Source organism: Enterobacter sp. RHBSTW-01064 (genome assembly GCF_014103035.1).
GTDB classification, from domain to species: domain Bacteria; phylum Pseudomonadota; class Gammaproteobacteria; order Enterobacterales; family Enterobacteriaceae; genus Enterobacter; species Enterobacter mori.
The window spans coordinates 324731-351462 of sequence record NZ_JABXOU010000004.1 but is presented as its reverse complement, the minus strand read 5'-3'; the positions used below and the strand labels follow the sequence as shown (position 1 = coordinate 351462).

The 26732-nt window shown below is 55.1% G+C and carries 27 protein-coding genes and 2 tRNA genes; 13 read left to right on the top strand and 16 right to left on the bottom strand.

Annotation, left to right across the window (positions count from 1 at the left end):
• Nucleotides 1-48 precede the first annotated feature (48 nt).
• The 4 genes from lpp to HV355_RS14675 form a co-directional block, all read right to left on the bottom strand.
• Nucleotides 49-285: a murein lipoprotein Lpp gene (gene lpp, locus HV355_RS14690; protein WP_010430241.1), complete on the bottom strand. Its 237-nt coding sequence runs from the start codon at nucleotides 283-285 to the stop codon at nucleotides 49-51.
• A 311-nt stretch (nucleotides 286-596) separates the two neighbouring features.
• A complete protein-coding gene (pykF, locus tag HV355_RS14685; RefSeq protein WP_010430242.1) occupies nucleotides 597-2009 on the bottom strand; it encodes a pyruvate kinase PykF in 1413 nt (470 codons plus the stop codon).
• A 377-nt stretch (nucleotides 2010-2386) separates the two neighbouring features.
• Nucleotides 2387-3532, bottom strand: a complete 1146-nt coding sequence (locus HV355_RS14680; protein WP_182402437.1) for a PLP-dependent aspartate aminotransferase family protein — start codon at nucleotides 3530-3532, stop codon at nucleotides 2387-2389.
• A gap of 11 nt (nucleotides 3533-3543) precedes the next feature.
• On the bottom strand, nucleotides 3544-4914 hold the full coding sequence (locus tag HV355_RS14675) for a pyridoxal-phosphate dependent enzyme (protein ID WP_182402435.1): 1371 nt from the start codon (nucleotides 4912-4914) through the stop codon (nucleotides 3544-3546).
• Between the two features lie 401 nt (nucleotides 4915-5315).
• On the opposite strand from HV355_RS14675, the gene HV355_RS14670 reads away from it, so the two are divergent.
• From HV355_RS14670 to fumD, 4 genes are all read left to right on the top strand, one after another.
• On the top strand, nucleotides 5316-6338 hold the full coding sequence (locus tag HV355_RS14670; RefSeq protein WP_100166927.1) for an ATP-binding cassette domain-containing protein: 1023 nt from the start codon (nucleotides 5316-5318) through the stop codon (nucleotides 6336-6338).
• Nucleotides 6331-6999 (top strand): methionine ABC transporter permease, encoded by a 669-nt coding sequence (locus HV355_RS14665; RefSeq protein ID WP_108416844.1) that lies wholly within the window; start codon nucleotides 6331-6333, stop codon nucleotides 6997-6999. The genes HV355_RS14670 and HV355_RS14665 overlap by 8 nt, the downstream gene beginning before the upstream one ends.
• A gap of 28 nt (nucleotides 7000-7027) precedes the next feature.
• The gene (locus HV355_RS14660; RefSeq protein WP_010430254.1) at nucleotides 7028-7840 is read left to right on the top strand and encodes a MetQ/NlpA family ABC transporter substrate-binding protein; all 813 of its coding nucleotides are present in this window, start codon (nucleotides 7028-7030) and stop codon (nucleotides 7838-7840) included.
• A gap of 108 nt (nucleotides 7841-7948) precedes the next feature.
• Complete coding sequence (gene fumD / locus HV355_RS14655; RefSeq protein WP_008500615.1) at nucleotides 7949-8158, top strand: fumarate hydratase FumD; 210 nt, start codon at nucleotides 7949-7951, stop codon at nucleotides 8156-8158.
• Here the strand turns inward: fumD and HV355_RS14650 are convergent.
• Genes HV355_RS14650 through HV355_RS14635 form a run of 4 tightly spaced genes read right to left on the bottom strand, consistent with a single transcriptional unit; the run spans nucleotide 8139 to nucleotide 11202 of the window.
• Nucleotides 8139-8825: an amino acid ABC transporter permease gene (locus HV355_RS14650; RefSeq protein ID WP_010430258.1), complete on the bottom strand. Its 687-nt coding sequence runs from the start codon at nucleotides 8823-8825 to the stop codon at nucleotides 8139-8141. The genes fumD and HV355_RS14650 overlap by 20 nt on opposite strands.
• Nucleotides 8809-9555, bottom strand: coding sequence for an amino acid ABC transporter permease (locus HV355_RS14645; RefSeq protein WP_182402433.1), 747 nt, complete (start codon nucleotides 9553-9555; stop codon nucleotides 8809-8811). The genes HV355_RS14650 and HV355_RS14645 overlap by 17 nt, the downstream gene beginning before the upstream one ends.
• Nucleotides 9555-10370 (bottom strand): amino acid ABC transporter ATP-binding protein, encoded by an 816-nt coding sequence (locus tag HV355_RS14640; protein WP_010430263.1) that lies wholly within the window; start codon nucleotides 10368-10370, stop codon nucleotides 9555-9557. Before HV355_RS14640 ends, HV355_RS14645 begins: the two co-directional genes overlap by 1 nt.
• A gap of 1 nt (nucleotide 10371) precedes the next feature.
• Entirely contained in the window at nucleotides 10372-11202 is an 831-nt protein-coding gene (locus HV355_RS14635) for an ABC transporter substrate-binding protein (RefSeq protein ID WP_182402533.1), read from the bottom strand.
• 247 nt (nucleotides 11203-11449) lie between these two features.
• On the opposite strand from HV355_RS14635, the gene HV355_RS14630 reads away from it, so the two are divergent.
• The 5 genes from HV355_RS14630 (at nucleotide 11450) to HV355_RS14610 (ending at nucleotide 15751) form a co-directional block, all read left to right on the top strand.
• Nucleotides 11450-11617 (top strand): hypothetical protein, encoded by a 168-nt coding sequence (locus tag HV355_RS14630; RefSeq protein WP_042713742.1) that lies wholly within the window; start codon nucleotides 11450-11452, stop codon nucleotides 11615-11617.
• Between the two features lie 144 nt (nucleotides 11618-11761).
• Entirely contained in the window at nucleotides 11762-13168 is a 1407-nt protein-coding gene (locus HV355_RS14625) for a DUF1996 domain-containing protein (RefSeq protein ID WP_182402431.1), read from the top strand.
• 91 nt (nucleotides 13169-13259) lie between these two features.
• A complete protein-coding gene (locus tag HV355_RS14620; protein ID WP_249420870.1) occupies nucleotides 13260-14573 on the top strand; it encodes an ATP-binding protein in 1314 nt (437 codons plus the stop codon).
• Nucleotides 14566-15177, top strand: a complete 612-nt coding sequence (locus HV355_RS14615; protein WP_182402427.1) for a LuxR C-terminal-related transcriptional regulator — start codon at nucleotides 14566-14568, stop codon at nucleotides 15175-15177. Before HV355_RS14620 ends, HV355_RS14615 begins: the two co-directional genes overlap by 8 nt.
• Before the next feature lie 94 nt (nucleotides 15178-15271).
• The gene (locus HV355_RS14610) at nucleotides 15272-15751 is read left to right on the top strand and encodes a heme-binding protein (RefSeq protein WP_126543829.1); all 480 of its coding nucleotides are present in this window, start codon (nucleotides 15272-15274) and stop codon (nucleotides 15749-15751) included.
• A gap of 38 nt (nucleotides 15752-15789) precedes the next feature.
• Here the strand turns inward: HV355_RS14610 and HV355_RS14605 are convergent, their stop codons facing one another.
• Nucleotides 15790-15930, bottom strand: a complete 141-nt coding sequence (locus tag HV355_RS14605) for a hypothetical protein (RefSeq protein ID WP_010430278.1) — start codon at nucleotides 15928-15930, stop codon at nucleotides 15790-15792.
• A gap of 125 nt (nucleotides 15931-16055) precedes the next feature.
• Here HV355_RS14605 and HV355_RS14600 point away from each other — a divergent pair, with 125 nt between their 5' ends.
• Both HV355_RS14600 and HV355_RS14595 read left to right on the top strand, forming a co-directional pair.
• Nucleotides 16056-16838 carry an MBL fold metallo-hydrolase gene (locus tag HV355_RS14600; protein WP_108416848.1) on the top strand — a complete coding sequence of 261 codons (783 nt, stop codon included), beginning with the start codon at nucleotides 16056-16058 and terminating at the stop codon, nucleotides 16836-16838.
• Nucleotides 16839-16910: 72 nt separating this feature from the next.
• Nucleotides 16911-17546: a carbonic anhydrase gene (locus HV355_RS14595; protein WP_010430283.1), complete on the top strand. Its 636-nt coding sequence runs from the start codon at nucleotides 16911-16913 to the stop codon at nucleotides 17544-17546.
• 28 nt (nucleotides 17547-17574) lie between these two features.
• On the opposite strand, the gene HV355_RS14590 is transcribed toward HV355_RS14595, so the two are convergent.
• From HV355_RS14590 to mdtK, 4 genes are all read right to left on the bottom strand, one after another.
• The gene (locus HV355_RS14590; protein ID WP_182402426.1) at nucleotides 17575-19170 is read right to left on the bottom strand and encodes an FAD-NAD(P)-binding protein; all 1596 of its coding nucleotides are present in this window, start codon (nucleotides 19168-19170) and stop codon (nucleotides 17575-17577) included.
• A 119-nt stretch (nucleotides 19171-19289) separates the two neighbouring features.
• Nucleotides 19290-19366, bottom strand: a tRNA-Val gene (locus HV355_RS14585).
• A gap of 4 nt (nucleotides 19367-19370) precedes the next feature.
• A tRNA-Val gene (locus HV355_RS14580) sits at nucleotides 19371-19447 on the bottom strand.
• Nucleotides 19448-19600: 153 nt separating this feature from the next.
• Nucleotides 19601-20974 (bottom strand): MdtK family multidrug efflux MATE transporter, encoded by a 1374-nt coding sequence (gene mdtK, locus HV355_RS14575; RefSeq protein WP_108416850.1) that lies wholly within the window; start codon nucleotides 20972-20974, stop codon nucleotides 19601-19603.
• 225 nt (nucleotides 20975-21199) lie between these two features.
• On the opposite strand from mdtK, the gene HV355_RS14570 reads away from it, so the two are divergent.
• Nucleotides 21200-21841, top strand: a complete 642-nt coding sequence (locus HV355_RS14570) for a riboflavin synthase (RefSeq protein ID WP_010430291.1) — start codon at nucleotides 21200-21202, stop codon at nucleotides 21839-21841.
• Nucleotides 21842-21872: 31 nt separating this feature from the next.
• On the opposite strand, the gene cfa is transcribed toward HV355_RS14570, so the two are convergent.
• Nucleotides 21873-23021 (bottom strand): cyclopropane fatty acyl phospholipid synthase, encoded by a 1149-nt coding sequence (cfa, locus tag HV355_RS14565; RefSeq protein ID WP_182402424.1) that lies wholly within the window; start codon nucleotides 23019-23021, stop codon nucleotides 21873-21875.
• A gap of 299 nt (nucleotides 23022-23320) precedes the next feature.
• Nucleotides 23321-24520 (bottom strand): purine nucleoside transporter PunC, encoded by a 1200-nt coding sequence (punC, locus tag HV355_RS14560; protein ID WP_182402422.1) that lies wholly within the window; start codon nucleotides 24518-24520, stop codon nucleotides 23321-23323.
• A gap of 114 nt (nucleotides 24521-24634) precedes the next feature.
• On the opposite strand from punC, the gene punR reads away from it, so the two are divergent.
• Nucleotides 24635-25546 carry a DNA-binding transcriptional activator PunR gene (punR, locus tag HV355_RS14555; protein ID WP_174339410.1) on the top strand — a complete coding sequence of 304 codons (912 nt, stop codon included), beginning with the start codon at nucleotides 24635-24637 and terminating at the stop codon, nucleotides 25544-25546.
• Between the two features lie 16 nt (nucleotides 25547-25562).
• Here punR and purR read toward each other — a convergent pair whose 3' ends face one another.
• On the bottom strand, nucleotides 25563-26588 hold the full coding sequence (gene purR / locus HV355_RS14550; protein WP_010430302.1) for an HTH-type transcriptional repressor PurR: 1026 nt from the start codon (nucleotides 26586-26588) through the stop codon (nucleotides 25563-25565).
• Between the last annotated feature and the right edge of the window lie 144 nt (nucleotides 26589-26732).

Here is a 26732-nt window from a genome sequence, read left to right as displayed (position 1 = left end):
GGCAAAAAAAATGGCGCACAATGTGCGCCATTTTATTAACAGGTACTATTACTTACGGTATTTAGTAGCCTGGTTGTCCAGACGCTGGTTAGCGCGAGCTGCGTCGTCTTTAGCAGCCTGAACGTCGGAACGGATTGCGTTCACGTCGTTGCTCAGCTGGTCAACTTTAGCGTTCAGAGTCTGAACGTCAGAAGACAGCTGATCGATTTTAGCGTTGCTGGAGCAACCTGCCAGCAGAGTAGAACCCAGGATTACCGCGCCCAGTACCAGTTTAGTACGATTCATTATTAATACCCTCTAGATTGAGTTAATCTCCATGTAGCGTTACAAGTATTACACAAAGTTTTTTGGGTTGAGAATATTTTTTTGATGGGAATACGCCTATTTTTGATCGTTCGCTCAAAGAAGCAACGAATTTGGCCTTTTTGTCGAAAAAGCCATGTTAAAAAAGGCATTTTTCATCGGATTCATCTTAGATAAAACGCAATTAAATAGAAAAACCCGATTTGCAATTTGAATGACTTTGGCTAATGCCGAGAATAAAAAAAGCGCCCCGAAGGACGCTTTCTATCAAAAAATAATTCGTTCGGGAATTATTACAGTACGTGAACAGATGCAGTGTTAGTGGTACCTGCTGGAACCAGGGCACCAGAAACCATCACCACAACGTCGCCTTTCTGTGCCAGACCGCTTTCAAGCGCCATCGCTTTACCCTGAATGTAGAAATCATCGGTAGACGCGATCTCTTTCACCAGATGGGCAACCACGCCTTTGCTCAGCACCAGCTGACGCGCGGTGGTTTCATTGGTGGTCAGGGCCAGGATGGTGGCATCCGGGAAGTATTTACGCACTGCACGAGCAGATTTACCGCCCTGGGTCGCTACCACGATCAGCGGTGCGTCCAGTTTCTCAGCGGTTTCAACTGCACCGCGGCACACAGCTTCGGTGATGCGCAGTTTGCGGCTGTCGTTGTTGAAGTCCAGACGGCTGGTCATCACGCGGTCAGTACGCTCGCAGATGGTTGCCATGATGCCGACCGCTTCCAGCGGGTATTTACCCTTCGCTGACTCACCGGACAGCATCACTGCATCGGTACCGTCGAGGATGGCGTTCGCCACGTCGCCTGCTTCAGCGCGGGTAGGGCGTGGGTTTTTGATCATGGAGTCCAGCATCTGCGTTGCAGTGATAACCACTTTACGCGCGCGAACGCATTTCTCGATCATCATCTTCTGCGCGAAGATCACTTCTTCAACCGGGATCTCAACACCCAGGTCGCCACGTGCAACCATGATGCCGTCAGACGCTTCGAGAATTTCGTCGAAGTTGTTCAGGCCTTCCTGGTTTTCGATTTTGGAGATGATCTGGATCTTCTCGCCGCCGTGCGCTTTCAGGTGCTCACGGATCTCAACCACGTCAGAACGCTTACGGATGAAGGATGCAGCAACGAAATCAACACCTTGCTCGCAACCAAAGATCAGGTCCTGTTTGTCTTTTTCAGCCAGTGCTGGCAGCGCGATAGAAACGCCCGGCAGGTTAACGCCTTTGTTTTCGCCCAGGTCGCCGTTGTTCAGCACTTTACAGATAACCTTGTTACCTTCGATAGCGGTAACTTCCATACCGATCAGGCCATCATCCACCAGCACGGTGTTGCCGACGGACAGATCGCTGGTGAAGCCTTCGTAGGTCACTGCAACGATTTCGCTGTTACCAACAACAGATTTGTCGGTGGTGAAGGTGAAGGTCTGGCCCGCTTTCAGAGAAACGTCGTTACCGCCTTCCAGTTTGATGGTACGGATTTCCGGACCTTTGGTATCCAGCAGAATAGCGGCTTTTTTGCCGGTCTTGCTCATCACGTTGCGCAAGTTCTGGATACGCTGGCCGTGCTCAGCATAGTCGCCATGGGAGAAGTTCAGACGCATCACGTTCATGCCGGCATCCAGCATTTTGCTCAGCATCTCTTCAGATTCGGTTTTCGGGCCGATAGTACAAACAATTTTCGTCTTTTTCATGACAGTCTTAGTCTTTAAGTTGGGAAGGATATGGAAATCTCGCTCCGGGGGCGCACCGCCGCGGAGTCAAACCTGTGTTGCAAAAGAGTATATGACACGCACTAAGGATAGGAGACATCAAATGAGCGTGCAGAAGAAAGTGTGCCTGAGTGTCAGCCCAACGAAGGAGAGGAGAAGTTGTACGTTGTTTTTTGTATTCCAAGCGCTGAAACCATTCACCAGGGATTTGGCGCGCATTATACGCTGATTTTAAGATAAAAGGAAAATGGAAGCAGCGTTTCAAAAATAATCTGTGCAGATTCACATAAGTTTGTTATCAAGGCGTTAAGGCATAATGACAACTTATGGCGGCAGGTGCCTGACCTGCCGCGTTTTGCTTATTTTTGCAGCGCCTGGCTGAGATCGGCTATCAGGTCTTTCGGATCTTCAATTCCGACTGACAGGCGGATCAGCTGCGGCACAATGCCGTTGGCCAGGCGTTGTTCCAGCGGAATTGACGCGTGGGTCATGCTGTAGGGCTGGCTCACCAGGCTCTCCACGCCGCCCAGGCTTTCCGCGAGGGTGAACAACTTCAGGTTACGGATCACCTCGGTGGCGCGTTGCGCATCGCCTTTCACCACGACGGAAATCATCCCGCCCGGCAGCGCCATCTGCGTACGGGCAAGCGGATATTGTGGATGCGATTCCAGACCGGGATAGAAAACGTTTTCCACCAGAGGATGCTGATCGAGCCATTGCGCAATCGCCAGCGCGTTGGTGCTGTGCTTTTCGACGCGCAGCGCAAGGGTGCGAATACCGCGCAGCGTCAGGAAGCTGCTGAACGGATCCAGTACGCCGCCCACCGCGTTTTGCAGATAACCCAGCTTATCCGCCAGTTCCTTGTTGTCCCCGACAATCGCCAGCCCGGCCACCACGTCAGAGTGGCCGTTCAGGTATTTAGTGGCGGAGTGCACCACGATATCGAAACCTGATTCCAGCGGACGGTGGATCACCGGCGACGCGAAGGTATTATCCGCCACGCTGATGACGTTATGACGACGGGCAATTTGCGCAATAGCCGCCAGATCCGCCAGCTTCAGCCGCGGGTTGGTTGGCGTTTCAACCCATACCATGCGGGTTTCCGGACGAATGGCGGCCTCAAGCCCGGCCAGGTCGTCCGGTTTAACCCAGCTGACCTGCAGACCGGTGCTGCGCTTGCGCACGTTTTCAATCAGGCGATACGTCCCGCCGTAAACGTCATCAATGGCGACAATATGGCTGTCTTTATCGAGCAGTTCGAGCACCGTGGAGATGGCCGCCAGACCGGAGGCAAACGCGTAGCCGCGCGAGCCGCCTTCCAGTTCGGCGATGGCGGTTTCCAGCGCGTGGCGGGTGGGGTTGCCGCTGCGGGAATACTCATAGCCGGTATGCTCGCCGGGTGACGGTTGCGCAAACGTCGAGGTAGCGTAAATCGGCGGCATGACGGCGCCGTGCTGGTCGTTGAACTCGCCGCTGTGAACGCTCAGGGTTGCCAGGTTTTTCATCTCTTATTCCTTTATTGTTGTAGACGGTTGCGCCAGGCGGTCAGGACGTCGCTGCGCGTGATCAGACCCAAAAAGCGGTCGTTGTCATTAATCACGGCCACCAGGCCACGGTCGAAAATAGCGTTCAGGGCGCTCTCAGGGGCGTGTTTATCAAGGAACTCCACCTGACGCGTCATGGCTGCCGTCACCGGAAGGGCGAAGCGATCGCCGTCGCCGCCGATATGCCGCAGCAGATCCCACTCGTCGATGATGCCCACCACCTTGCCGTTCTCCAGCACCGGAAGCTGGGAGATGTCATACAAACGCATGCGCGCCAGGACGGTGGAAAGTGTGTCGTCCGGGGCGGCGGTGACGGTGGCACCTTCATCGTGACGCAGGGCAATATAGTCGGAGAGATCGCCAGCCTGAGGACGCGTGATGAGCCCTTGCTGACGCATCCAGTCATCGTTGAACATCTTCGAGAGATATTTATTGCCGCTGTCGCAGGCGAAGGTGACCACGCGTTTCGCCGTGGTCTGCGCCTGACAATATTTCAGCGCCGCCGCCAGCAGCGTGCCGCTGGAGGAGCCCGCCAGAATGCCTTCCGTTTTCAGCAGATCGCGCGCGGTGGTGAAGGCTTCCCGGTCGGCGATGCGCCAGGCGCGATTCACCCCTTCGATGTGGGCCAGCGGCGGAATAAAGTCTTCGCCAATCCCTTCAACCAGCCATGAGCCTGCATCGTGATAGCGTCCGGTTTCCACCTGGTCGGCCAGAACCGATCCGGCCGGGTCTGCCAGGACAAACTCCGTATCGGGGGAATGTTCCGCAAACCACGCCTGTAATCCCCCCAGCGTGCCGCCAGAGCCCACGCCGACAACAATGGCGTCGATCCGCCCATCAAGCTGTTCAAACAGTTCCGGCGCCGTCGTGGTGCGGTGCGCCAGCGGGTTGGCCTCATTATTGAACTGGTCGATGTAAAACGCGCCGGGCAATTCGTTGGCCAGACGCTGGGCGTAATCCTGGTAATAGGCCGGATGCCCCTTATTCACATCGGAGCGGGTCAACACCACCTGAGCTCCCAGCGCGCGCAGGTGGAAAATCTTTTCGCGGCTCATTTTGTCGGGTACTACCAGGATCAGCGAGTAGCCTTTCTGCGCGGCGATCAGGGCCAGGCCGAGGCCGGTATTGCCCGCCGTCGCTTCTATAATCGTGCCACCCGGCTGCAGCTGGCCGGTGCGCTCCGCTTCGTTGATCATCGACAGCGCAACGCGGTCTTTAATCGAGCCGCCGGGATTTTGGTTTTCCAGCTTCAGGAACAAGGAGCAGGGACCGGTATCCAGTTTATGCAGCTGGATAAGCGGCGTGTGGCCAATCAGTTCGGTGACGGAGTGATAAATCGTCATGGTCTTTTTCCTTTAACGAGGTCATGACCGGATGATAGGACCATGAAAATTTCTCAATAAAGAACGTTTCACTGCCTTTTAGAACAGAAAGGAATATTCAGTATGTTTTTGGATGTAAGGACAGCAAGACGTAAAGTTGTCTGGATGTGAGGATGGCTATATCGGGATAAAATGCTGCAAAAATGACCATTTTTTCTGCGGGTCAGCCATCGAATATGCGTATGGCAGATAATCATTGCTGAAAATGATCTAAATGCTTTCCAGCCGTTAAATCCGCTGTTTATTTCCGAAAGTTATAACACATTCTTTTTTGTTCATTTAAAACCTGATAACGCCTGTTTACTATCGTTTGGACATCCATACTGCTAAACCGCCATGGGCGGAACGGATAACGAATAAGAATGATTGTACTGAGCAATATTTCGAAGGTTTTTGACAACGGAAAGGTGGCACTGACAGCCGTTGATAATGTCAATTTGACGATAGCGCAGGGACAGATTTACGGGATTATCGGTTACAGCGGTGCCGGGAAAAGTACGCTTATCCGCCTGCTGAACGGTCTGGAAAAACCCAGTACCGGCAGCGTAACCATCAACGGGCAAAATATTTCTGCCGCTAAGGGCGAAGCCTTACGGCAGGCGCGACTGAAGATCAGCATGGTGTTCCAGCATTTCAACCTGCTCTGGTCGCGAACGGTTAACGAGAACATCGCCTTCTCGATGCAAATTGCGGGCGTGCCTAAAGCCAATATCAAGGCGCGCGTTGCTGAGCTGGTGGATTTGGTCGGCCTGAAAGGGCGCGAGAATGCGTACCCGTCCCAGCTGAGCGGCGGGCAAAAACAGCGCGTGGGCATTGCGCGCGCGCTGGCCAATAACCCGGACGTGCTGCTCTGCGACGAAGCCACGTCGGCTCTTGACCCACAGACCACCGATCAGATCCTCGATCTGCTGCTGGATATTAACCGTCGTTTCAAACTCACCATCGTGCTGATCACCCACGAGATGCACGTGGTGCGCAAAATCTGCGACCGCGTGGCGGTGATGGAGAATGGCAAGGTGGTGGAAGAGGGCGACGTCCTGAGCGTCTTCACCCATCCGCAGCAGCCCATCACGCAGCAGTTTGTTCGTCAGGTGAGCCAGTACGCCGAGGAAGAGACCTTCAACGCTGAGCTGGCAAATGAACTCGAAGGCACGGTTATCAAGCTGACCTTTACCGGACATAGCACGCATAAGCCTGTCGTCGGTGAATTAACGCTGCGCTATGGCCTGCCGTTTAACATCCTGCACGGAAAAATGACGCAAACCGCCCACGGTGTTTTCGGGCAACTCTGGGTGCACGTAGTGGCATCTGATGAACAACTGAACAATATCCTCGCCGACCTGCAGCACAGCGATATTGAAGGCGAGGTGATTAAACATGACTGAGGATCTCTTTCCGCATCTGAAGTGGGACCAGCTGTGGGCAGCAACCCAGGAGACGCTGTACATGACCGCGCTCTCCGGCGTGGCGACCTTTGTTCTGGGGCTCGTGCTCGGTCTGGCGCTGTTTTTAACCGCGCGCGGCGGGCTGTTCCATAACCGCACGGTCTACAGCGTGATTTCGATTGTGGTGAACGTGTTCCGCTCCATTCCGTTCATCATCCTGATTGTATTGCTGATCCCGTTCACGAAAACCATCGTGGGGACCATCCTTGGCGCCAACGCGGCACTCCCGGCGCTGATTGTGGGCGCAGCACCGTTCTACGCACGCCTGGTGGAAATCGCCCTGCGTGAAGTGGATAAAGGCGTTATAGAAGCAACGCGCTCGATGGGCGCACGACTGAGCACGTTAGTGTTTCGGGTTTTACTGCCGGAATCATCACCTGCACTGGTTTCAGGTATTACGGTGACGCTGATTGCGCTGGTGAGCTACAGCGCAATGGCGGGGGTGATTGGTGCCGGCGGTTTGGGAAATCTGGCTTATCTGGAAGGATTCCAGCGCAACCATGGTGACGTCACGCTGGTGGCAACGGTGACCATTTTAATCATCGTTTTCATTATCCAGTTCTGCGGCGATGTCATTACTTCACTGTTAGATAAAAGATAAACACGAATAACACACAGGAACCATCATCATGAAAAAGACACTGACACTGATCGCCGCAGCAACCCTGAGCGCCCTGAGCTTCGCCTCCTGGGCTGACACGCTGACCGTAGGCGCGTCCAACACGCCGCACGCCGAAATTCTGGAGCAGGCGAAGCCGATTCTGGCGAAGCAGGGTATCGACCTGGAGATTAAACCGTTCCAGGACTACATTCTGCCGAACACCGCGCTGGCGGGACGTGACATCGATGCGAACTATTTCCAGCACATTCCTTACCTGAACAGCGTGCTGAAAGATCATGCGGGCGATAAGGACTACGATTTTGTCAGCGCAGGCGCGATCCACATTGAGCCAATCGGTATCTACTCTAAAAAATACAAGTCGCTGAAAGACCTGCCGGAAGGCGGCAAGATCATCATGCGTGACGCGGTTTCCGAAGAGGGTCGCATTCTCTCTATCTTCGAGAAAGAGGGTGTGATCAAGCTGAAGCCGGGCATTGATAAAGTGACCGCGCGCATCAGCGATATCGTCGAAAACCCGAAAAAACTGCAGTTCACACCTAACGTCGAAGCGTCTCTTCTGCCGCAGATGTATAACAACGATGAAGGCGCTGCGGTGGTGATCAACGCCAACTACGCGATTGATGCAGGTCTGGACCCGGTTCACGATCCGATTGCGGTAGAGAGTGGTGAAAATAACCCGTACGCCAACATCATTACCGTACACCGCGGTGATGAGAAGAAAAAAGATATCGTTGCGCTGGTGAACGTTCTGCACTCCAAAGAGATTCAGGACTGGATCCGCACCAAATACAAAGGCGCGGTCATCCCCGTAAACAACTAATTAGCTGATTTTTCAGATGAAGCCCGGCGAGTCTCTCGTCGGGCTTCTTTTTTGTATCCAGCCGATGAATCATTTAAGCTGGCGCTTTAGAGCAATGGAGTGAAGGTAATGGGCAATGTGACCAAAGACGAAGCGCTGTACCAGGAGATGTGTCGGGTGGTCGGCAAGGTTGTTCTCGAAATGCGTGATTTAGGGCAGGAGCCAAAGCATATTGTGATTGCCGGTGTGCTGCGAACCGCGCTGGCGAACCAGCGCGTCAAACGCAGTGAATTGACAACCGAAGCGATGGAAACGGTGGTTAAAGCGCTGGCCGGGTAATGCGCCAGCGCTTCGCGAGTTGCTCAAGCGAGCAGCACAGCAGGTAGTAAACCACCCCCGTAAAGATAAAAATGGCCGCCGGGTAGATTTGCACCCGGTTGTTCACCTGGCCCGCCACGGTGGTCAGTTCAGGTACGTTCACAATAAACGCCAGCGACGTATCTTTCAGCAGGCTGATAAATATCCCCACCAGAGACGGCAGAATATTGCGCATCACCTGCGGGAGCAGCACGCGCCACAGGGTTTGCCGCGTGCTGAATCCCTGCGTCAGTGCCGCTTCATATTGCCCGGCGGGCAACGCGTTTAGTCCGGCGAGTACCGAATGCATAACCGATGCCGCCGTGAACCAGGCCAGCGCCAGCGTCACGGTAAGAGCGCCGGGCAGATCGCCGCCGGTCATCAGCGGCAGCAGATACCACATCCAGAAAATCACAAAGATGAGCGGAATGCCGCGTATCAACTCTGCCCACAGGAACAGCGCCTTACGCACAAGCCCGGGATAGCGCCACGCGGCGCACGCCAGCGCAATTCCGCAGGGCAGAGCAAGTATGGCGGCTCCTGCGGCCATCAGCAGCGAGAGCAACACGCCGCCGGGTTCACCCGCAGCAGCACGTCCCCACAGCAGATAATCCAGGTTATCAACAATCACGTTAAATCCGGCAATCATGCTGAGTCCTCCCTGCGCGGGGGCCGAGTCGCGTCAGTAGCATACCCATTAGCACGCCGGTAAGCAGATACAGTGCGGATCCCACGGTAAAGGCCTCCAGCGCGTGCGCGTTATAGCTTTCAATCTGCCGCACCTGATAGGTGAGTTCGGCAAAGCCAATGCCGCTGGCGAGTGAGGAGAGCTTCATCAGGTTGAGATACTGACCGATGACAGGCTGCCAGGCATTCGCCAGTCCTTGCGGCAGCAGAATGTAGCGAAATAACCGCCACGCAGAAAACCCCTGCGCCAGCGCCGCCTCCCGCTGTCCGTTGGGGACGGAACGCAGCCCCGACTCAATCTCCTCAATTAAAAAGGCCGAGGTGAACACGCCCAGCCCCCAGGCAGAACATAAAAATTCAGGCGTGAACCACCAGACGTCACCGGGCAAAATCGACCAGGCGTGATCGGCATTCACGACGTCCCGAAACCCGAGCGGCAGCCCGTTCCAGGCGGCGAAGTACCAGAACAGGAGCTGCACCAGCAGCGGCGTGTTGCGAAACAGCGAGACCCAGCCGCTGACGACGGCATGACCGAACCGTCCTGCGGAGAGGCGAAGCAGCAGAAAAAACAACGCAAGCAGGGTGGCAATTACCACGCCCGCGAGCGTGACCCACAGCGTGGTGAGAAAACCGGATACTATCCACTGCAGAGGCTGCCCGGTCAGCACTCCCTGCCAGTCGAGCGCGGGCATTACAGCGGCTCCTGGTGAAGCGGGTCGAGCACTTTTTGCAGGAACCGCTGCGCGCGCGGATGCGACGGTTGACTGAAAAATTGCGCAGGCGGGGCGGTTTCGAGAATGTGTCCGCCGTCGATAAAGACGATCCGGTCAGCAATCTCCCTGGCAAACTGCATCTCGTGCGTCACCACAATCATTGTGATCCCGCTGTGGGCGAGGGCTTTCATCACATATAACACTTCGCCAATCATCTCGGGATCGAGGGCTGACGTCGGTTCATCAAAGAGAATGATTTGCGGCGAGGAGGCCAGCGCGCGAGCAATCGCCACGCGCTGCTGCTGGCCGCCGGAGAGCTGTGCGGGAAAATGATGGGCTTTTTCCAGCATCCCGACCTTTTCCAGCAGCGCCAGCGCGCGCTCCTGGGCAGGCTGCGGCTTCCAGCCGTGTACATGCTCCAGCGCCAGGGTAATGTTCTGGCTGGCGGTGAGGTGGGCGTAAAGGTTAAATTGCTGGAACACAAAACCGACGCGGCTGCGTAACTGGCGCAGTGCCGCAGTGGCAAGCCGGGCGGTGGGTTTGTTATCAATCAGAATGTCGCCGTCACTGAGGGTTTCAAGCTGGTTGATAAGACGGATCAACGTCGATTTCCCTGAACCGGATGGACCGAGGATCGCCACCACTTCACCCGGAGAAATGCTGAGGTTAATGCCTTTTAATACCTCATGGTCGCCGTAACGTTTTACGACGTCACGAAACTCGACGCTGGCGTGTTCCAGATGTGAAAAATCCGCGGCACCGGCCGCGGAGTGTGAAAATAAACCTGAGAGCATATTACCGGGCTTCTATTTTAAAGGCGCGAGGCTGTGGAGCGGGCGTGTTTGGGCCAAACCAGACATCGTAGATTTTTGCCGCCTGGCCGTTCTTCTCGAGATTAACCAGTTCGTCGTTAACGGCCTTCAGCAGCGCGGTTTCACCTTTTTTCACCCCAACGCCAATCTCTTCCTTGCTGAGCAGATCGGGCAGGATTTTAAAGTTCGCTTTATCCGGGGCCTGTGCCAGCAGGCCTGCAAGAATAGTGCTGTCCTGGGTGATGGCCTGCACGTTGCCGTTGCGCAGCGCCGTCAGCGCCAGAGGAATATCATCATAAGAGAGCACGCGAGACTGCGGGAAACGCTGGTGCAGCGCCTGCTCGCCCGTTGTCCCTTTCACCGCACCAATGCGTGCCCGGCTGTATTCATCCAGCTTATCGGGTGATTTTGCGGGGACCAGGAACTGTTGGCCGGTCACGAAATAGGGGGTGGAGAAATCAATCACCTGTGCGCGTTCCGGGGTGATGGTGATATCCGCCACGATCAGATCTGCTTTACCGGACTGAAGCAACGGAATTCGGTTCGCCGGATTGGTGGCAACCAGTTCAAGCTTCACGCCGAGTGATTTTGCCAGCGCTTTGGCAAAGTCCACGTCGTAACCCACGATGTCGTGCGTCTTTGCATCAATAGAGCCAAACGGCGGATTGGCGTCAAAGGTGGCGACTTTCACCACCCCTGCGGCCTTAATATCCGCCAGCTGATCGGCCTGTACCTGCGCTGAAAGCAGGCTCCCGGCTGCCAGTAATCCCAGAACCCATGTCCGTTTGTTAAACCCTTTCGTTTTTGCTGCCATAGTCATACGTCATCCCGTCGTTTTTTGTTTTGTCCCTTTACGCTCCCATAAGCGAAAGCTATCGCCAAATAAGAAATCGTTCTTTGCTATAAGCAAAAAAGCATTAGTGAACAGGGTGTTATGAACAGGTAAATGAAAGGGGACGCTATTTGCAGATACTGCACATGAACAGACGATATTGGTATTTCCCTCGCGCCGAAGTTGAGTGTTTAACTGAGGTCAGGCAAAGCGAAGAGGGGTAAAGACAATGAAAAAATGGATAAGCACGTTACGGCGGTTTTTTGCGACCCGGCAGGTCAATGCGGAGAACAGCGCGCAACGGGTTCTTGAGTCGATACTGCCTGTCGCCAGCCTGTATGGCGTGGACGTTGCCAACATCGATCCGGAGTGGTTCTATGATAAAACGTCACGCTGAGTTGCGCCGGACGCGCGAAATGTACTGGAATGAGCTGTGCGTGATGACTGTAAAGCAGGGATGAGCGGAAAAATACGCAGGCAAATCCTCGGTAAACGATAGCCGTTTTGTTACCACTATCTCCTTTCAGAGATGGAGATGATAATGAAACGGACAGTATTAACCACCACACTTACAACCACCGCATTACTGATTGCCATGCAGGCGGCGCACGCTGCACCACAGGCGCACGTCGTCTGCGGTTACTCCCACACGCTCGGCGATGATGCCATTATGATGTACGGCATGCCCAACGAGGCCATGCTGCACGATTTTTTTGGCAACGTGCAAACGGATGCCTTCTCCAGCCGCGAATCGCTGCGTAGAGATGAAAAGACCACCTGTGATAACAAAGCCGACAGTTCGGCCTACTGGGCACCCTCTCTGAGGTTGCCTGACGGAACGGTGGTCAAACCCGCCTATCAAAAAACCTACTATCAGGCCTCGAACGTTGACGTCTGGCCGCTGCACCCTTTCCCGGCGGGGCTGTCGCTGCTGGCGGGCGATCATCATGGCACCGCGCCGAATCCCCATATCACGTTCTTATGCGCCAACGGCAAGGGCTACACCACCAAAACGGGAGAAGTGTGCGGCTTACGCAAGGCTAACGATGCCGTGCAGTTTAATATCGGCATTCAGTTTCCGAACTGCTGGGACGGGGTCAACCTGAAGCCTGCCCACGGGATGGTCAACGCCACCTACGACACGAAAGGGCAGTGCCCGTCCGCTTTCCCGGTGAAAATTCCGACCGTCAATATGAATATTGCGTACGTGCTCCCGACGGTCAGATCCCTGGATACAAGCAAAGCACAGCTTTCTCTCGACCCCATCATGCACGGCAACGAGCGCGAAGAGCGGTGGGGAAGCCTGTATACGGCGCATGCTGACTTCATGAACGGCTGGACGGAAGACGCCGCGCGCTTTATGACCGATCTGTGCATGAACCGCGGGATAGACTGCGGCACCACCGTTCCGTATGGCTACTCAAAAGCGAAGGCTAACGTCTGGCTTAGCAGCCTGGAGCCAGCGCTTTCCCAGCCGGAACCACAGGTCCTGCTGGTGCAGGATAACTGGCAGAACGGCTGGCGCACGAAAAACAGCGAAACGCTGTCGCTGGTGAAGTTCAACATTCCGCCGCTGCCTGTCGGGCAGGATCCGTCGCAGTTTAAATACCGCGTGCGTATTTATGGCGGGAAAGTGGAAACCAACGGCGCGGATCAAATTTTCTTCTATCCGGCGAGCAATGACTGGGATCCGACCCGCGTGAGCTGGCATACGCGGCCAGCCTGCAACTACCGTTCGGATGCGGTGCTTTACCTTAACCACTCCCGCGAATACCGGATGGTGGACGTGGATAAAGCGGTGCGCAAGGCGCTGGCAGAAGGGAAAACCGAGATTTCGTGGTATATCGGCGGCGATCGTCAGGGAAATCATTACCAGTTTGAGACGGCATCATCTCCGCAAAGTATGCTCCTGATGCTGACCGGCTTTAGCAAAACGCCGGAGATCTAATACCGCCCGCGTTTTTTGTTCTCATCAACGTTAACTGGTAATGTCGGTAGCCTGAATGACGGTGCCAGTTAATGCGATGAGTATAAAAAAGATGATAAAGCGCAGCATCGCCGTATGGGTGGCGATCTGTCTGATAAGCAGTGTGTTGCTGTATGCGGAACAGATCCGCCGTCAGTTCTGGGAGCGCGATCGCGAGTATTCGGTGCTCTTTTCTGAGATTAGCGCCGTCCTTACGCAGAACGAGTCTGTATTGCCGCTACTGAGCGGTAATGAAGACATCACGGCGTTGAATAAAAAATTCCCCCATCTTCTTGCGCTGGAGAAAACAACCGGACGCGCGCTGGACGCCGCCCGCGTTGAGCCCGCCAGCGATCGACAATACTGGCTCTACAATCCCTGGCGGCAAATCCGTGTATGGGTGGATCTTGCCCCTCTACTCAATACGCATCACGCCTTTGAGCGCCTCGACGTCTATTATTCGAAGCGTAGCGAACCACACTCTTCAGATGCCTTCTGGCACTGGGCACGCTCCTTCCCACAGGTAACGCAACCCTTCGTGCTTTCAGCCGATGCTCAGCCGGACTGGCTCGGGATTCAGTGGTTTATCTTCCTGGCCGTCTTTCTCGGATGGGGAATGGTCATTGCGGTGGGCAGCGTGGCGCTCTGGCAGCGCAAGGCAAGACGAGACGCAGAGCAGCGCGCTTTGTATTACCAGCATGCCCGACTCAACACGCTGGGGGAGATCACTGCGGGTATTGTCCATGAGATCAACCAGCCGCTCACGGCCGTGCAGACCTGGATCCAGGGCGCGCAGCGGCAGCAAAAGCTGGACAATCCACAGGCGGTATCCCAGGCACTGGCAGCAGCGCTGGTGCAAACACAGCGTATCAGCGCTCTGTTAACCCGTTTTCGTGAACATGTGGTGCAGGAGAAAGTGACGCTGCGCGAAACCGACCTGGCGCAATGCTGGCAGCAGGTTGTGAATTTACTGGAGCACGAGAGACGCGCTGAACATATTATCGTCACCCATGCGTTTACACCGGAGGCAACGACGGTTCTGGCTGACAGACTCTGGCTTGAGCAGGTACTGCACAATCTGCTCAGCAATGCGATTCAGGCTCAACAGGCGAACGCGCAGGGTTGGGTGCGGATTGAAAGCCGGAAAGGCGCAAATGGCATTCAGGTCATCGTGACGGATGGCGGCCCCGGTTTTAGCCCTGAGGCGCTACAGAATGCCTTTATGCCGTTTTACAGCGGCAGAGAAGAGGGAATTGGCCTGGGGATGACCTTAACGGAGTCACTGATGACGCGCATGAACGGATCGATTACGCTGGGGAATTCGCCGGAGGGAGGGGCGCGAATCGTCCTGCAACTGGCTAATGGAAAGGAGACGACGCATGGATAATATCATCTGGCTGATCGATGACGATGAATCCATCAGAGAGTCGATGGCATTTTTACTTTCGGGCATGGGCTGGGAGGTGAAGACATTCGGGAGTATCGACGCGTTTACCACGGCCCATGTTAAGGACTCAACGCTCGTTGGCTGCCTGCTGCTGGATATGCGCATGCCGGGAAAAGGGGGGCTGACGTGGCTGGAAGAGGGCGAATGGCCGTGGCCGCTGCTGCCGGTGATTATCATGACCGGGCACGGTAGCGTCGACGCCTGCCGCCGGGCGTTCCGTAACGGCGTCTTTGAGTTTTTCACCAAGCCGCTGGATGCGGACAAGCTTATCGAATCCGTGGGGCAGGCGTGTGAGGAGAGCCAGAGACGGTTCGCCGCCTGGCAGGCGCTCTCACGCATAAAAGCGCGCTTTGAACAACTCACCGCGCGGGAACGTGAGGTATTGGCGGTGTTGATGGAAGGGCTCAGCAATAAAGAGGTGGCGGCGCGGCTTAACCTGTCGCCGCGCACGGTGGAAGCGCATCGTGCAGCCGCGTTTGCCAAGCTGGGCGTCACGTGCCTGGTTCAGGCAAGCCGCGAGTACGATAAATTGCAATCCGTATAATTACCAGGATGCGTGCGTAATCAACCGAATTACGCGTCGTTGCCTGTCCCGGTATCCTCGAAGGGTCTTAAGTTATTCTTTTCGAGGTTATGCAATGAAAAAGTTAATGATGGCGGCAGCGCTGGTCGCGGGTAGCGTAAGCCTGACTGCGCAGGCAGATTCCGTGAGTCAGAAGAATCTCTCCCTGGCGCAGGCCAATGCGCTGGCAAACTCTGCCGTTCAGGCGTGTCTGGCGAAGAACTATCAGGTTTCGGTGACCGTGGTTGACCGTGCGGGTGTGGTGAAAGCGGTACAGCGCACCGATAATGCGGGCCCACATACGGTCAAAGCCAGTGAAATGAAAGCCTTCACGGCGCTCAGCGCGAAGAATGCCTCAGGCAAAGTGATGGAAGCGGCGCAGAACAACGCGGGCGCGCAGAATATGCGTGATATCCCCGGCTTCCTGCTGCTGGCGGGTGGCTTACCCGTTAAAGAGGGCGATGAGGTGATCGGGGCGATTGGTATCGGCGGGGCGCCGGGCGGTCATCTGGATGAGGCCTGTGCTCAGGCAGCCATTGACGGGCTGAAGAAGTAATATCAAAAAAAAGCACCGGCTTTACCGGTGCTTTGCAATCAGATCTTGCAGGCGTCGCCGCAGTCATCATCGGCAACCATCGCCTGCGCTTTTTTGTCTGCGTCGTCCAGACGTTCGGCGTTACGCTCTTCTGCTTCATCCAGTCCGTTAAAGACCAGGTTATCGAGATCAATTTCCATGTGGCACCTGCTATGTTCAGTTTTTGATACTGGCACAGTATAGGGCAAAAAAAACCAGGAATGTACCTCGCAGCACATAAGGATAATCCCTGCCATACTCAGTGCGTTGTCACTGAGGAAAGCACATGATTATACTCTGTAAAGCCTGCGGGACCTCGTATGCGTATCAACCCGACAGATGCCCTGTCTGCGAGGATGAACGCCAGTATGTTCCAGTTACCGGGCAGGCGTGGACCGAACTTGAAACCGTCACTGCCGCGCATACCAACAAATGGCAGCAGCTTGAACCGCAGCTCTTTAGCATCAAAACGGTGCCCGCCTTTGCCATCAATCAACGGGCACTGCTGCTGCGCACCCCACACGGCAACATTTTGTGGGATTGCATCGCCAACCTCGACCCGGCAACCCGAACGCTGATCGCCGCCCTCGGGGGTATCAGTGCCATCGCCATTTCACACCCTCACTATTACACCACCATGCAGGACTGGGCGGAGACGTTCGACGCGCCGGTGTATCTTCATGCGAGCGATCGGGAGTGGGTCATGCGCGACAGTCCGGCCATTCACTTCTGGCAAGGCGAAACGCTGGAGATTGTCCCCTCCGTGACGTTGCTGCGTCTCGGCGGCCACTTTGCGGGCGGAACGGTGCTGCACTGGCAGGAGGGCGATGGGGTTTTGCTGGCGGGGGATATCCTGCAGGTCACGCCGGGGAAAGACGCCGTTTCATTTATGTGGAGCTATCCGAATATGCTTCCGCTACCCGCCCACACCGTTGCGTCCGTCACCCATCGCCTTGAAGGCAGAAAATTTGAGCGTCTGTATGGCGCGTTCGAGGGGCAGAACATCCAGGCTTTCGCGGACGATATTGTGCAGCGGTCGGGCCAAAAATATATTGCTTGTCTGAAGTAAAGCACGGTGGGTAAACTTTACGAGTGTGATCGCGATCATACCTAAACTACAACAGATAAAAGAGAAATTGCTATGCAACATATCATTGAAGGTTTTCTCAGCTTTCAAAAAGAGATTTTCCCGCAACGTAAAGAGCTCTTCCGCAGTTTAGCGTCCAGCCAGAATCCCAAAGCGCTGTTCATCTCCTGCTCCGACAGCCGACTGGTGCCAGAACTGGTCACGCAACAAGAGCCAGGACAACTCTTTGTCATTCGTAATGCTGGCAATATTGTGCCACCGTTCGGGCCAGAGCCAGGCGGCGTCTCCGCCACTATCGAATACGCGGTTGTCGCGCTGGGTGTGACCGATATCGTGATCTGTGGCCACTCTAACTGTGGTGCGATGAAAGCGATTGCCGACAATGCAAACCTGGAGCCGATGCCTGCGGTCTCCCACTGGCTGCGCTACTCTGATGCGGCTAAAGCCGTGGTGGAGAAGAAATCCTGGGATCAGCCGATCGATAAAGTGAATGCGATGGTGCAGGAGAACGTGTTTGCGCAGCTGAGCAACATTAAGACCCACCCGTCCGTCGCGGTGGGCCTGCGTAATAATTCCATCCGTCTGCACGGCTGGGTGTACGACATTGAAAGCGGCGACATTCGCGCGCTGGATAAAGCGACGAAAACCTTTATCTCTCTGTCTGAAAACCCGGAGGTTTTCTTCGAGTAATCAGACCGTTCAGGGCAGGGAGGCCCTGTCAGTTTTCCATAAAAGGTAACTTTTTGCGCGTAACCGACGCAGGTTTATTTGCCGCTTTTGCCATTGCTTCCCCAATCTCTGCGCACTCTGCCAGCCCCTGGACAAAGGGGCGGTCGTGCATCAGCCACGGTATCGCACCAAAGGCAATACGTCCGCGAAGCGTATCGGGCGCCAGCAGCGTGTAATCTTCACCAACATCGGGTATATCGTCGCCTGTCGTTTGTAGCAGTTTACGCAAGGACGGGAAGGGTAAATCTTTTGTCTTGAGGGGTTTCTGCCCGCGCGCATCAATAAAGACGTCGAAGCGGTAGCGGTGCCCTTTGGTGGTAATGACCGTTTGAGCACTACCGATATCCAGAGTGTAATCCTCACCCAATGCCACTACGCTTATGCTCCCCGCCTCGCGCAGGGCAAGCAGCCTGCGAATAGACTGAGGGGGGATGGCGGCATAGTTATCAATAAACACGCGCTCCAGCCCGGCTTTGAACCGCGCTCTGTCCTTTTCGTTCAGGGCGGGTACGATTTCTGCAACGATCTCGTGCAGGCGAAGTACGGTATAGCGCCAGGCCACGGTGCGCCGTTCACGTTTGTTTCGCTCGACCTCTTTGAGATTCTCTTCCGCCCAGGTAAAGGGACCGTGCTGTTTACGCTCTTCAAACCACGCCTCGCGAAGGCTGTCTGCGTCCTGTTGCCACAGCGATATGGCCTCGCACCACGCCGGGTCGGCAAGTTCAAGCTCTTTAACCATCAGGGCGAAGATGCGGTCCAGCAAGCCGTCTGCCCCTTTGGCAATCTCGGTTTGAACCACGAATTCAGTCAGTACCGACAGCGGCTCGTAAGGGATCGGGCAGTAAAAATCGGCCTCTGGTAAAATGCCGGTCCGGGACATCAGGACAATTTTTAGCGCCTCGCTTCCTTTATCCAGAATGAACGCGTCGTCCACAAACTCGCCGTGCTGCATCACCACCGCCATGGCCGCGTCCAGGCCGCTCAAAGACGTTCCCATAATGCCCACCTTGCAGGGGCGGATTTCGGCGTCCATGAGTCCTGACCACGGGCTTGGGAAGAACGTGCGCGTGGCTTCATCTTCGCCTGGCCAGACGTGGCCGGTGGCGATAACCGCAAGGTCATACCGATCGGCGAACGCATCACCGTTAACTGAAAGCGTAATAGCGTTTGAGTTGACCTCGATATCTGTGACTTCCGAGGATTCGTGGATCTCGACCTTGAATCCTAATTTTTTAGCCTCTTTTACAACCGTGAGAAAGCTGTCGCGGAAATACTCACCCAGCAGGAGCCGGGGCAGGAACTGCCGGTCATGCAAACGGGCTTTATCAACCTTAAAGCGCGCCAGATGGGCTTCGCTCTGGCCCTTAAGCCAGTCGAGATAGGTCATAAAAATGGGCGGGATTTCAATGCTTGCAATGTTCGCCAGCATCAGACGAGAGTTTTCGTCGTCGTTATAGGGCATACCCACGCCAGCTTCATCAGCTTGTTCAAAGACGGAGATAGAAAGCGGCTGCGGATTTTTAAGAAGTGCGTAAAAGGTGTAAATCCCTGTTGGGCCGGAGCCAATAATCGCGATTTTCTTCATCGGCGTTCTTCCTGCTTTTTTTGTCATGAGAAAAGCGTAGCAGGAGAATAATTAAGAAATCAGGAGATTGGGATAATTCAGAACATAAAGAGAGGATTTGCACCATTTCAGGACTGAAATGGTGCGTCCGAGTGGACTCGAACCACCGACCCCCACCATGTCAAGGTGGTGCTCTAACCAACTGAGCTACGGACGCAGAATGGTGCGTTCAATTGGACTCGAACCAACGACCCCCACCATGTCAAGGTGGTGCTCTAACCAACTGAGCTATGAACGCAACGTGTTGTCGGTGACAACGGGGACGAATATTAGCGGCACAGCATCTTTGAGGCAAGAGGGAAAACGCATTTTTCTCTCTAAATTCACGCGATTGCTTCATTACCGCGCAAAGTGAAGAGAAAGTAGCCGCCAGCTGGCGGCTACTGCCTGTTTAACGTGCGGCGCGTTGCAAAATGACCATGGAAGGCTGGCGTTGCAGAAAACGCATACGCAGCATCATCATGATGGCCGCAGAGGTCAGACCGATGATAAAGCCCATCCAGAACCCTGCCGGACCCATGCGATCAACCACCAGATCGGTAAGCGCCAGGATGTAGCCTGTCGGCAGTCCCAGCACCCAATAGGCGATAAACGTTATAAAGAAAATAGAACGCGTATCTTTATATCCGCGCAGCACGCCGCTGCCAATCACCTGGATGGAGTCAGAGATCTGGTAAATTGCGGCCAGCAGCATCAGGTGCGACGCCAGCGTGACGACTTCCGGGTTGTCGTTGTAGAGCAGCGCAATCTGCTCGCGTAATGCAACGGTAAAGAGCGCCGTACAGACGGCCATGCAGACGCCGACGCCCAGCCCGGTCCGGGCGGCCGTTTGCGCATCCAGCGTTGACCCCTGGCCCAGACGGAACCCTACGCGAATCGTCACCGCCGCTGCCAGTGACATCGGCAGGACGAACATCAGGGAACTGAAGTTCAGCGCAATCTGGTGGCCCGCGACATCAATAATGCCCAACGGGGAGACCAGCAGGGCGACCACGGCAAACAGAGTCACTTCGAAGAACAGCGCCAGCGCGATAGGCAGGCCTAACTGCACCAGGCGCGTCATGATGTTCCAGTCCGGCGTGCTAAATCTTTTCTCGTTGCGAATATCGCGCATGGAACGGGCGCGTTTTACAAAGGTGATCATTGAGAAGAACATCACCCAGTATACGGCTGCCGTCGCCACGCCGCACCCGACGCCGCCCAGCTCCGGCATGCCGAAGTGGCCGTAAATAAAGATGTAGTTCACCGGGATATTGACCAGCAGACCGATAAAGCCCATCACCATACCGGGTTTGGTTTTTGCCAGACCTTCACACTGGTTACGCGCCACCTGGAAAAAGAGGTAGCCAGGCGCGCCCCAGAGCAGGGCGCGCAGATAGCCCACGGCTTTATCCGCCAGCGCCGGGTCAATGTTGTCCATTGCGCGAATGATGTGCCCGGCGTTCCAGAGCACCACCATAATCAGCACGGAGACAAACCCTGCCAGCCAAAAACCCTGACGAACCTGGTGGGCAATGCGCTCGCGGCGGCCCGAGCCGTTCAGCTGTGCAATAACTGGCGTGAGCGCGAGCAGTAAACCGTGACCAAACAGGATGGCCGGTAGCCAGATAGAAGTGCCGATTGCCACGGCAGCCATATCGGTGGCGCTGTAACCACCTGCCATTACCGTATCCACAAATCCCATTGCGGTTTGGGCCACTTGCGCGATGATCACTGGTATAGCCAGTGCCAATAACTGGCGCGCTTCATTCATGTACTTCTGCACGTGAACACCTTTATTTTGTAGTTATTTGAGAGACTAAAAAAGCCGCCGAAACGGGCAGCAAGAAGAAAATGCAGGGGGGTGCCAGCTATTGTAGCGGGCTTTAACTATTTATCTAGTGAAAAAATCGCCAGAAAATGCGCTCCACTGGCAACCTGTTTTTCCAACTGTTATTGTGATGGGATTAAACGGTGTCACCACCGTCCGGAAAAAACAGGAGTTGTAAGCATGTTTACTGGTATTGTGCAGGGCACCGCCAAAGTGGTGTCCATTGATGAAAAACCCAATTTCCGCACTCACGTGGTTGAGCTGCCGGAATATATGCTCGACGGCATAGAGACCGGCGCCTCGATTGCACATAACGGCTGCTGCCTGACGGTGACCGAAATTAACGGTAACCAGATTAGCTTCGATTTAATGAAAGAGACGCTGCGTATCACCAACCTGGGTGAACTGGTGGTGGGGGATACCGTCAACGTTGAGCGCGCGGCGAAGTTCAGCGACGAGATCGGCGGCCATCTGATGTCGGGCCACATCATGACCACCGCCGAGGTCGCAAAAATTGTGACCTCGGAAAATAACCGTCAAATCTGGTTTAAAGTTCAGGATCCCGCATTAATGAAATACATCCTGTATAAAGGATTTATTGGTATTGATGGGATTAGTCTGACGGTCGGAGAAGTGACGCCGACGCGCTTTTGCGTGCATTTAATTCCCGAAACGCTGCAGCGCACAACGCTGGGCGCAAAAAAACTGGGGCATCGCGTGAATATCGAAATCGATCCGCAAACCCAGGCGGTTGTGGATACCGTTGAACGCGTCCTGGCGGCGAAAGAGGCGGCGATAATAAAAGCCGTTGAGGAAGAATAAAAAATAACCCCGGATATCCGGGGTTATTTTTTTAGCGGGCGACACGTAATCCGTGTTCAATGCCGCGACTGAAAACAACCTGCCAGAGCTGAATATCCCGCGCACGGAACGCACCTGCACAGGCATTCAGATAATAGCTAAACATGCGTTTGAACCGTTCGGAATAGTTGTCTGCAATCTCAGGCCAGGCTTCCTGAAAACGGGAGTGCCATGCCATCAATGTGGTGTCGTAATCCGCGCCGAAGTTATGCCAGTCTTCCACAATGAAGTGGGGCTCGCTGGCGTTAGCAATCTGCCGCACGGACGGTAAACAGCCATTCGGAAAGATGTATTTATTGATCCACGGGTCGACGTTATTGTCGGTGCGCTTAGAACCAATGGTATGGAGCAGGAAAATACCGTCAGGCTTCAGGTTTCGGTCGGCAACGTCAAAATAGGTTCTGTAGTTTTTCGGACCCACGTGCTCGAACATGCCAACGGAAACGATGCGGTCGAACTGTTTGTTCAGGTCGCGGTAGTCCTGAAGCCGAATATCGACATCCAGCTCCTGGCAGCGTGCCTGCGCCATTTTTTGTTGCTCAGCTGAAATCGTCACGCCCACAACGCTGGCACCGTAATGCTTCGCCATAAAATACGCCAGACCGCCCCAGCCGCAGCCGATATCCAGCACGCGCATACCCGGTTTTAACTGCAGTTTCTCGCAGATTAGACGCAGTTTATCTTGCTGCGCCTCTTCAAGCGTTGTGGCCTTTTTCCAGTAGCCGCAGGAATATTGCATTAAGGGATCAAGCATACGGCTGAACAGGTCATTACCGAGATCGTAGTGCTCTTTACCGACGATCCATGCCCGCTTTTTACTTTGCAGATTGAACAGTCGAGCGGAGGCGATACGCAGCGTATCTTTGAAGTGGCGAGGGAGTTGATTTTCAAGACCGGCGCGCAATACGCTGGAGAAAAACATGTCCAGACGTTCACACTCCCACCAGCCGTCCATATAGCTTTCGCCCAGGCCTAACGATCCCTCCTGCAAGACGCGTTTAAAAAAATCGGGATGTTTGACCTGCGGATCGGCGGGGGAAGACCCATTAATCGTGATGCCCGCACGCCCCAACAGTTCACTGACGATCCGGGACCAGTTATCGTCCGGAACGCTGACTTCTTCTATACACGATGAACTCATAGCTTCTCCATCACCTTGCTGTGATCAGAACCTTAAAACAGCGTAGACGCTTTTTTGGGTTTGTGAGAAATCTCACGGTAAATGCCCGCGAGGCTAATATCCGACGTAGAACAGAGGAAGGGAGATAACCCTTGCCGAAAAGCCTTCCATGGTAAAACGGGAGCACTCCGGCTCCCGTTAACACTTAATATTTATCGTATTTAATCGAACCAAATTTAGTATAGGCCTCAAAATTTGGTGATTCAATAGAAAATTCTTAGCAACCTAATCACTATGTCTTAACATAATTTCTGGCGCGATTATGCGTGCGACGTTTCCACTTTCTGCCGCGCATTCTGCTCGCGCTGAGCGGAAGACTGCATACGGTAGCCAAGGGCAGCCAGCGCAACGGTCACCAGCATCACGCTGGTGGTGGTCAGGAGCGGCGTGGCAATCAACGCAGAGACCACCAGACTCGCCAGGAAGCACAGACCCAGCTGTAACGTGTTCTGCAGCGCGGCGGCGCGTCCCGTCGCCTGTGGGAACGGACGTAACGCCTGCGCTACCACGATGGGGTAAATAGCACCGTTAGCGACCGCCATGACGCAGAACGGAATCAAAATTTCGGTCAGGCCCGTACCCGGAATAAACCCGACGGCCCATGTGCCGAAAACGCTTAACGCGAACAGCACCAGTAGCCAGGGCAGCATCTGCTGGCCTTCCCACTTCTGCAGCGCTGCACGACAGCCGTAGCCGCCCACCAGGAAAGCGATGGTCTGTGGAACATAACTCAGGCCGATTGCCGCCGGGCTGTATCCCATATCGTGCAGAATGAACGGCGAGCCAGTCAGCCACGCGAAGAAACTGGCGGAACAGGCCGCGTAAATCAGGACGTTGCCACGATACGCTTTTGAACGCAGCAGCGAGGCAAAGGTAATCGGCTTCGAGTCAGGATGCGTCTCTTTTTTATGCGCAGGCTTGAGGAAAAACGCAGGCAGCATCAGTACCAGCGTGATGGCAAAGAGCGTGGCGAAGATCGCCTGCCAGTCAAAATGGGCCAGGATCCAGCTTCCGAGCAACGGTGCGAGGGCAGGCGAGAGACCGACCAGCGGCATAATGGTGGCGAAAATTCGGTTAGTGCGTGATGCCGGGTAATAATCCGTCACCAGCGCCTGCCAGGTGACCGCTGCAGCACAGACGCCAACGGCCTGAATGAATCGCAGTACCAGCAGCCAGGTGGCGTCACGTACCCACAGCATGCCCAGGCAGCCCACGGCAAAAATAGCCAGACCCAGCAGCAGCACCGGTTTACGACCAAAGCGGTCGGAGAGCGGCCCCCAAAGCAGTTGCGCGAAGGCAAAACCGGCGAGGAACAGGCTCAGGCTGGCGCTGATAGCGGCTGCGGGGGTTTGCAGATCTTCCTGCATCGCGGCAAATGCGGGCAGATACATGTCGGTCGCTAAAAAGCCCAGCACGCTTAAGCCGCCGAGCCAGACTAAAAATCCTTTCCTGGGTTGCATTGTTTTATTCTCCTGAGGAGTCAGGTGTACGTTGGCGCAGAGTGTAGGGAGTGCAAAGCGGCTTGTGAAACGCTAATATTTGCTGAGTGCATTCAAATTTTTTGCAGGCAGAACATGTGGTCAGATTATTCTCTTGAAGTTGTGGATGCTGTTGCCCGTAACGGCAGTTTCACCGGTGCCGCACAGGAGTTACACCGCGTACCCTCGGCGATCAGTTACACCGTGCGTCAGCTGGAAGAGTGGCTGGCGGTTCCGCTGTTCGAGCGGCGTCATCGCGACGTGGAATTAACGCCTGCAGGCGCGTGGTTTTTGAAGGAAGGGCGTTCTGTCATCAAAAAAATGCAGATCACCCGCGAGCAGTGTCAGCAGATCGCTAACGGCTGGCGAGGCCATCTCTCCATCGCGGTGGATAATATCGTTAAGCCGGAACGGACCCGGCAAATGATCGTGGATTTCTATCGTCATTTTTCTGATGTCGAACTGCGGGTCTCTCAGGAGGTGTTCAACGGCGTCTGGGATGCGCTGGCAGATGGCAGGGTGGAGATGGCGATTGGGGCAACGCAGGCGATCCCCGTTGGGGGACGCTATGCGTTTCGCGATATGGGGATGCTGAGCTGGACCTGCGTTGTCGCCCGCGATCATCCGCTGGCGGCAATGGAAGGCCCTCTCAGCGATGACACGCTGCGCAACTGGCCATCGCTGGTGCTGGAAGATACCTCGCGCTCGCTGCCCAAGCGCATCACCTGGCTCCTGGACAACCAGCGCCGCGTGGTGGCCCCTGACTGGGAATCGTCGGCAACCTGTCTTTCTGCGGGGCTGTGCGTGGCGATGGTGCCCGTTCACTTCGCGCGTCCGCGCATCGATACCGGAGAGTGGACAGCGCTGACGCTGGAAAATCCGTTCCCGGATGCGGCCTGCTGTCTGACCTGGCAGCAAAACGACGTGTCGCCTGCGATGGCCTGGCTTCTGGATTATCTGGGAGACAGTGAAACGTTGAATCGGGAGTGGCTACGGGAGCCAGCATAACTGGCTCCGTAAGCGATTAACGGCGATAGTCGCGGAACGGACCGTCCGCCACGGAGCGGCGCTCGATGAGGCGTGGGTGAACTTCAATCGACTGGGATTCTTCACGCTTGTTGACGATCCTGTCCATCAGCATGTTGAAAGCCGTTTCGCCCAGCGAGTCTTTTGGCTGGTGAATGGTGGTCAGCGCCGGGGTGAAGAAGCGCGCGTTACGCACGTTGTCATACCCGATCACGGAAATATCCTGCGGCACCCGCAGGCCCAGCTCGTCGGCGGCGCAGAGTGCGCCCATCGCCATAATATCGCCACCACAGAAAACAGCCGTCGGGCGATGCGGTTGGGAGACAATCTGCTGCATTGCGCGGTAACCGGATTCCGGCTCAAAGTCGCCCTGGACAATCCAGTTTTCCGGCACGGTGATGAGCGCCTCTTCCATTGCCTTCATAAACCCGGCCAGACGGCCCGCACCGGTGTTGCGCTCCAGCGGACCCGGGATCACGCCAATCTCGCGGTGACCGCGTTCGATCAGATAACGACCGGCCATATAGCCGCCTTCAAAGGCATTATCGATAACGGAATCGGTGAAGTCCGCGCGCGCTTCGCCCCAGTCCATCACCACCATCGGGATGTGGCGGTACTCTTCCAGCATGGACAGTACGGACTCTGGGTACTCGGAACACATTACCAGCAGGCCATCGACGCGCTTTTGCGCCATCATCGACAGGTAGGCGCGCTGCTTCTCAATGCTGTTCCACGCGTTGCCCAGAATCAGCGTATAGCCTTTCTGGAAGCAGTTTTTCTCAACGGCTTCGATGATTTCGGCAAAATAGGCAGCTTCACTGCTGGTCGCCAGCAGGCCAATCGACTTGGTGTGATTCACCTTCAGGCTGCGCGCAACCGCACTTGGGGAGTAATGTAACTCCTTGATCGCCGCCCAGACGGCGTTGCGCGTCTCTTCCGCGACGAAGCGGGTTTTGTTAATTACATGTGATACGGTTGTAGTGGAAACGTTTGCGCGTTTTGCTACGTCTTTTATTGTTGCCATTCAATGTCACTCCAGACCATATCCTAAACTCCTGAAAAACTTGAAGGTAAACGTTTGCCTTCTCTCACCCTTATTACGCAATCTTGAGTTGCGACACGCCGGGAAAACGACACAGGACGTCAGGAGGGGGTCAATGGCCGGTAC

Bases quoted from the DNA above. Each gene is read 5' to 3' on its own strand.
- HV355_RS14640 (WP_010430263.1), bottom strand. From the start codon at position 10,370: ATGCTCTCAGGTTTATTTTCACACTCCGCGGCCGGTGCCGCGGATTTT.
- fumD (WP_008500615.1), top strand. From the start codon at position 7,949: ATGGGCAATGTGACCAAAGACGAAGCGCTGTACCAGGAGATGTGTCGG.
- HV355_RS14605 (WP_010430278.1), bottom strand. From the start codon at position 15,930: ATGGAAATTGATCTCGATAACCTGGTCTTTAACGGACTGGATGAAGCA.
- HV355_RS14645 (WP_182402433.1), bottom strand. From the start codon at position 9,555: ATGCCCGCGCTCGACTGGCAGGGAGTGCTGACCGGGCAGCCTCTGCAG.
- HV355_RS14620 (WP_249420870.1), top strand. From the start codon at position 13,260: ATGATAAAGCGCAGCATCGCCGTATGGGTGGCGATCTGTCTGATAAGC.
- HV355_RS14650 (WP_010430258.1), bottom strand. From the start codon at position 8,825: ATGATTGCCGGATTTAACGTGATTGTTGATAACCTGGATTATCTGCTG.
- purR (WP_010430302.1), bottom strand. From the start codon at position 26,588: ATGGCAACAATAAAAGACGTAGCAAAACGCGCAAACGTTTCCACTACA.
- HV355_RS14570 (WP_010430291.1), top strand. From the start codon at position 21,200: ATGTTTACTGGTATTGTGCAGGGCACCGCCAAAGTGGTGTCCATTGAT.
- punR (WP_174339410.1), top strand. From the start codon at position 24,635: ATGTGGTCAGATTATTCTCTTGAAGTTGTGGATGCTGTTGCCCGTAAC.
- HV355_RS14630 (WP_042713742.1), top strand. From the start codon at position 11,450: ATGAAAAAATGGATAAGCACGTTACGGCGGTTTTTTGCGACCCGGCAG.
- HV355_RS14600 (WP_108416848.1), top strand. From the start codon at position 16,056: ATGATTATACTCTGTAAAGCCTGCGGGACCTCGTATGCGTATCAACCC.
- HV355_RS14670 (WP_100166927.1), top strand. From the start codon at position 5,316: ATGATTGTACTGAGCAATATTTCGAAGGTTTTTGACAACGGAAAGGTG.
- HV355_RS14660 (WP_010430254.1), top strand. From the start codon at position 7,028: ATGAAAAAGACACTGACACTGATCGCCGCAGCAACCCTGAGCGCCCTG.
- HV355_RS14680 (WP_182402437.1), bottom strand. From the start codon at position 3,532: ATGAAAAACCTGGCAACCCTGAGCGTTCACAGCGGCGAGTTCAACGAC.
- lpp (WP_010430241.1), bottom strand. From the start codon at position 285: ATGAATCGTACTAAACTGGTACTGGGCGCGGTAATCCTGGGTTCTACT.
- HV355_RS14635 (WP_182402533.1), bottom strand. From the start codon at position 11,202: ATGGCAGCAAAAACGAAAGGGTTTAACAAACGGACATGGGTTCTGGGA.
- HV355_RS14675 (WP_182402435.1), bottom strand. From the start codon at position 4,914: ATGACGATTTATCACTCCGTCACCGAACTGATTGGCCACACGCCGCTT.
- HV355_RS14610 (WP_126543829.1), top strand. From the start codon at position 15,272: ATGAAAAAGTTAATGATGGCGGCAGCGCTGGTCGCGGGTAGCGTAAGC.
- HV355_RS14625 (WP_182402431.1), top strand. From the start codon at position 11,762: ATGAAACGGACAGTATTAACCACCACACTTACAACCACCGCATTACTG.
- HV355_RS14615 (WP_182402427.1), top strand. From the start codon at position 14,566: ATGGATAATATCATCTGGCTGATCGATGACGATGAATCCATCAGAGAG.
- HV355_RS14665 (WP_108416844.1), top strand. From the start codon at position 6,331: ATGACTGAGGATCTCTTTCCGCATCTGAAGTGGGACCAGCTGTGGGCA.
- pykF (WP_010430242.1), bottom strand. From the start codon at position 2,009: ATGAAAAAGACGAAAATTGTTTGTACTATCGGCCCGAAAACCGAATCT.
- HV355_RS14595 (WP_010430283.1), top strand. From the start codon at position 16,911: ATGCAACATATCATTGAAGGTTTTCTCAGCTTTCAAAAAGAGATTTTC.
- punC (WP_182402422.1), bottom strand. From the start codon at position 24,520: ATGCAACCCAGGAAAGGATTTTTAGTCTGGCTCGGCGGCTTAAGCGTG.
- cfa (WP_182402424.1), bottom strand. From the start codon at position 23,021: ATGAGTTCATCGTGTATAGAAGAAGTCAGCGTTCCGGACGATAACTGG.
- HV355_RS14590 (WP_182402426.1), bottom strand. From the start codon at position 19,170: ATGAAGAAAATCGCGATTATTGGCTCCGGCCCAACAGGGATTTACACC.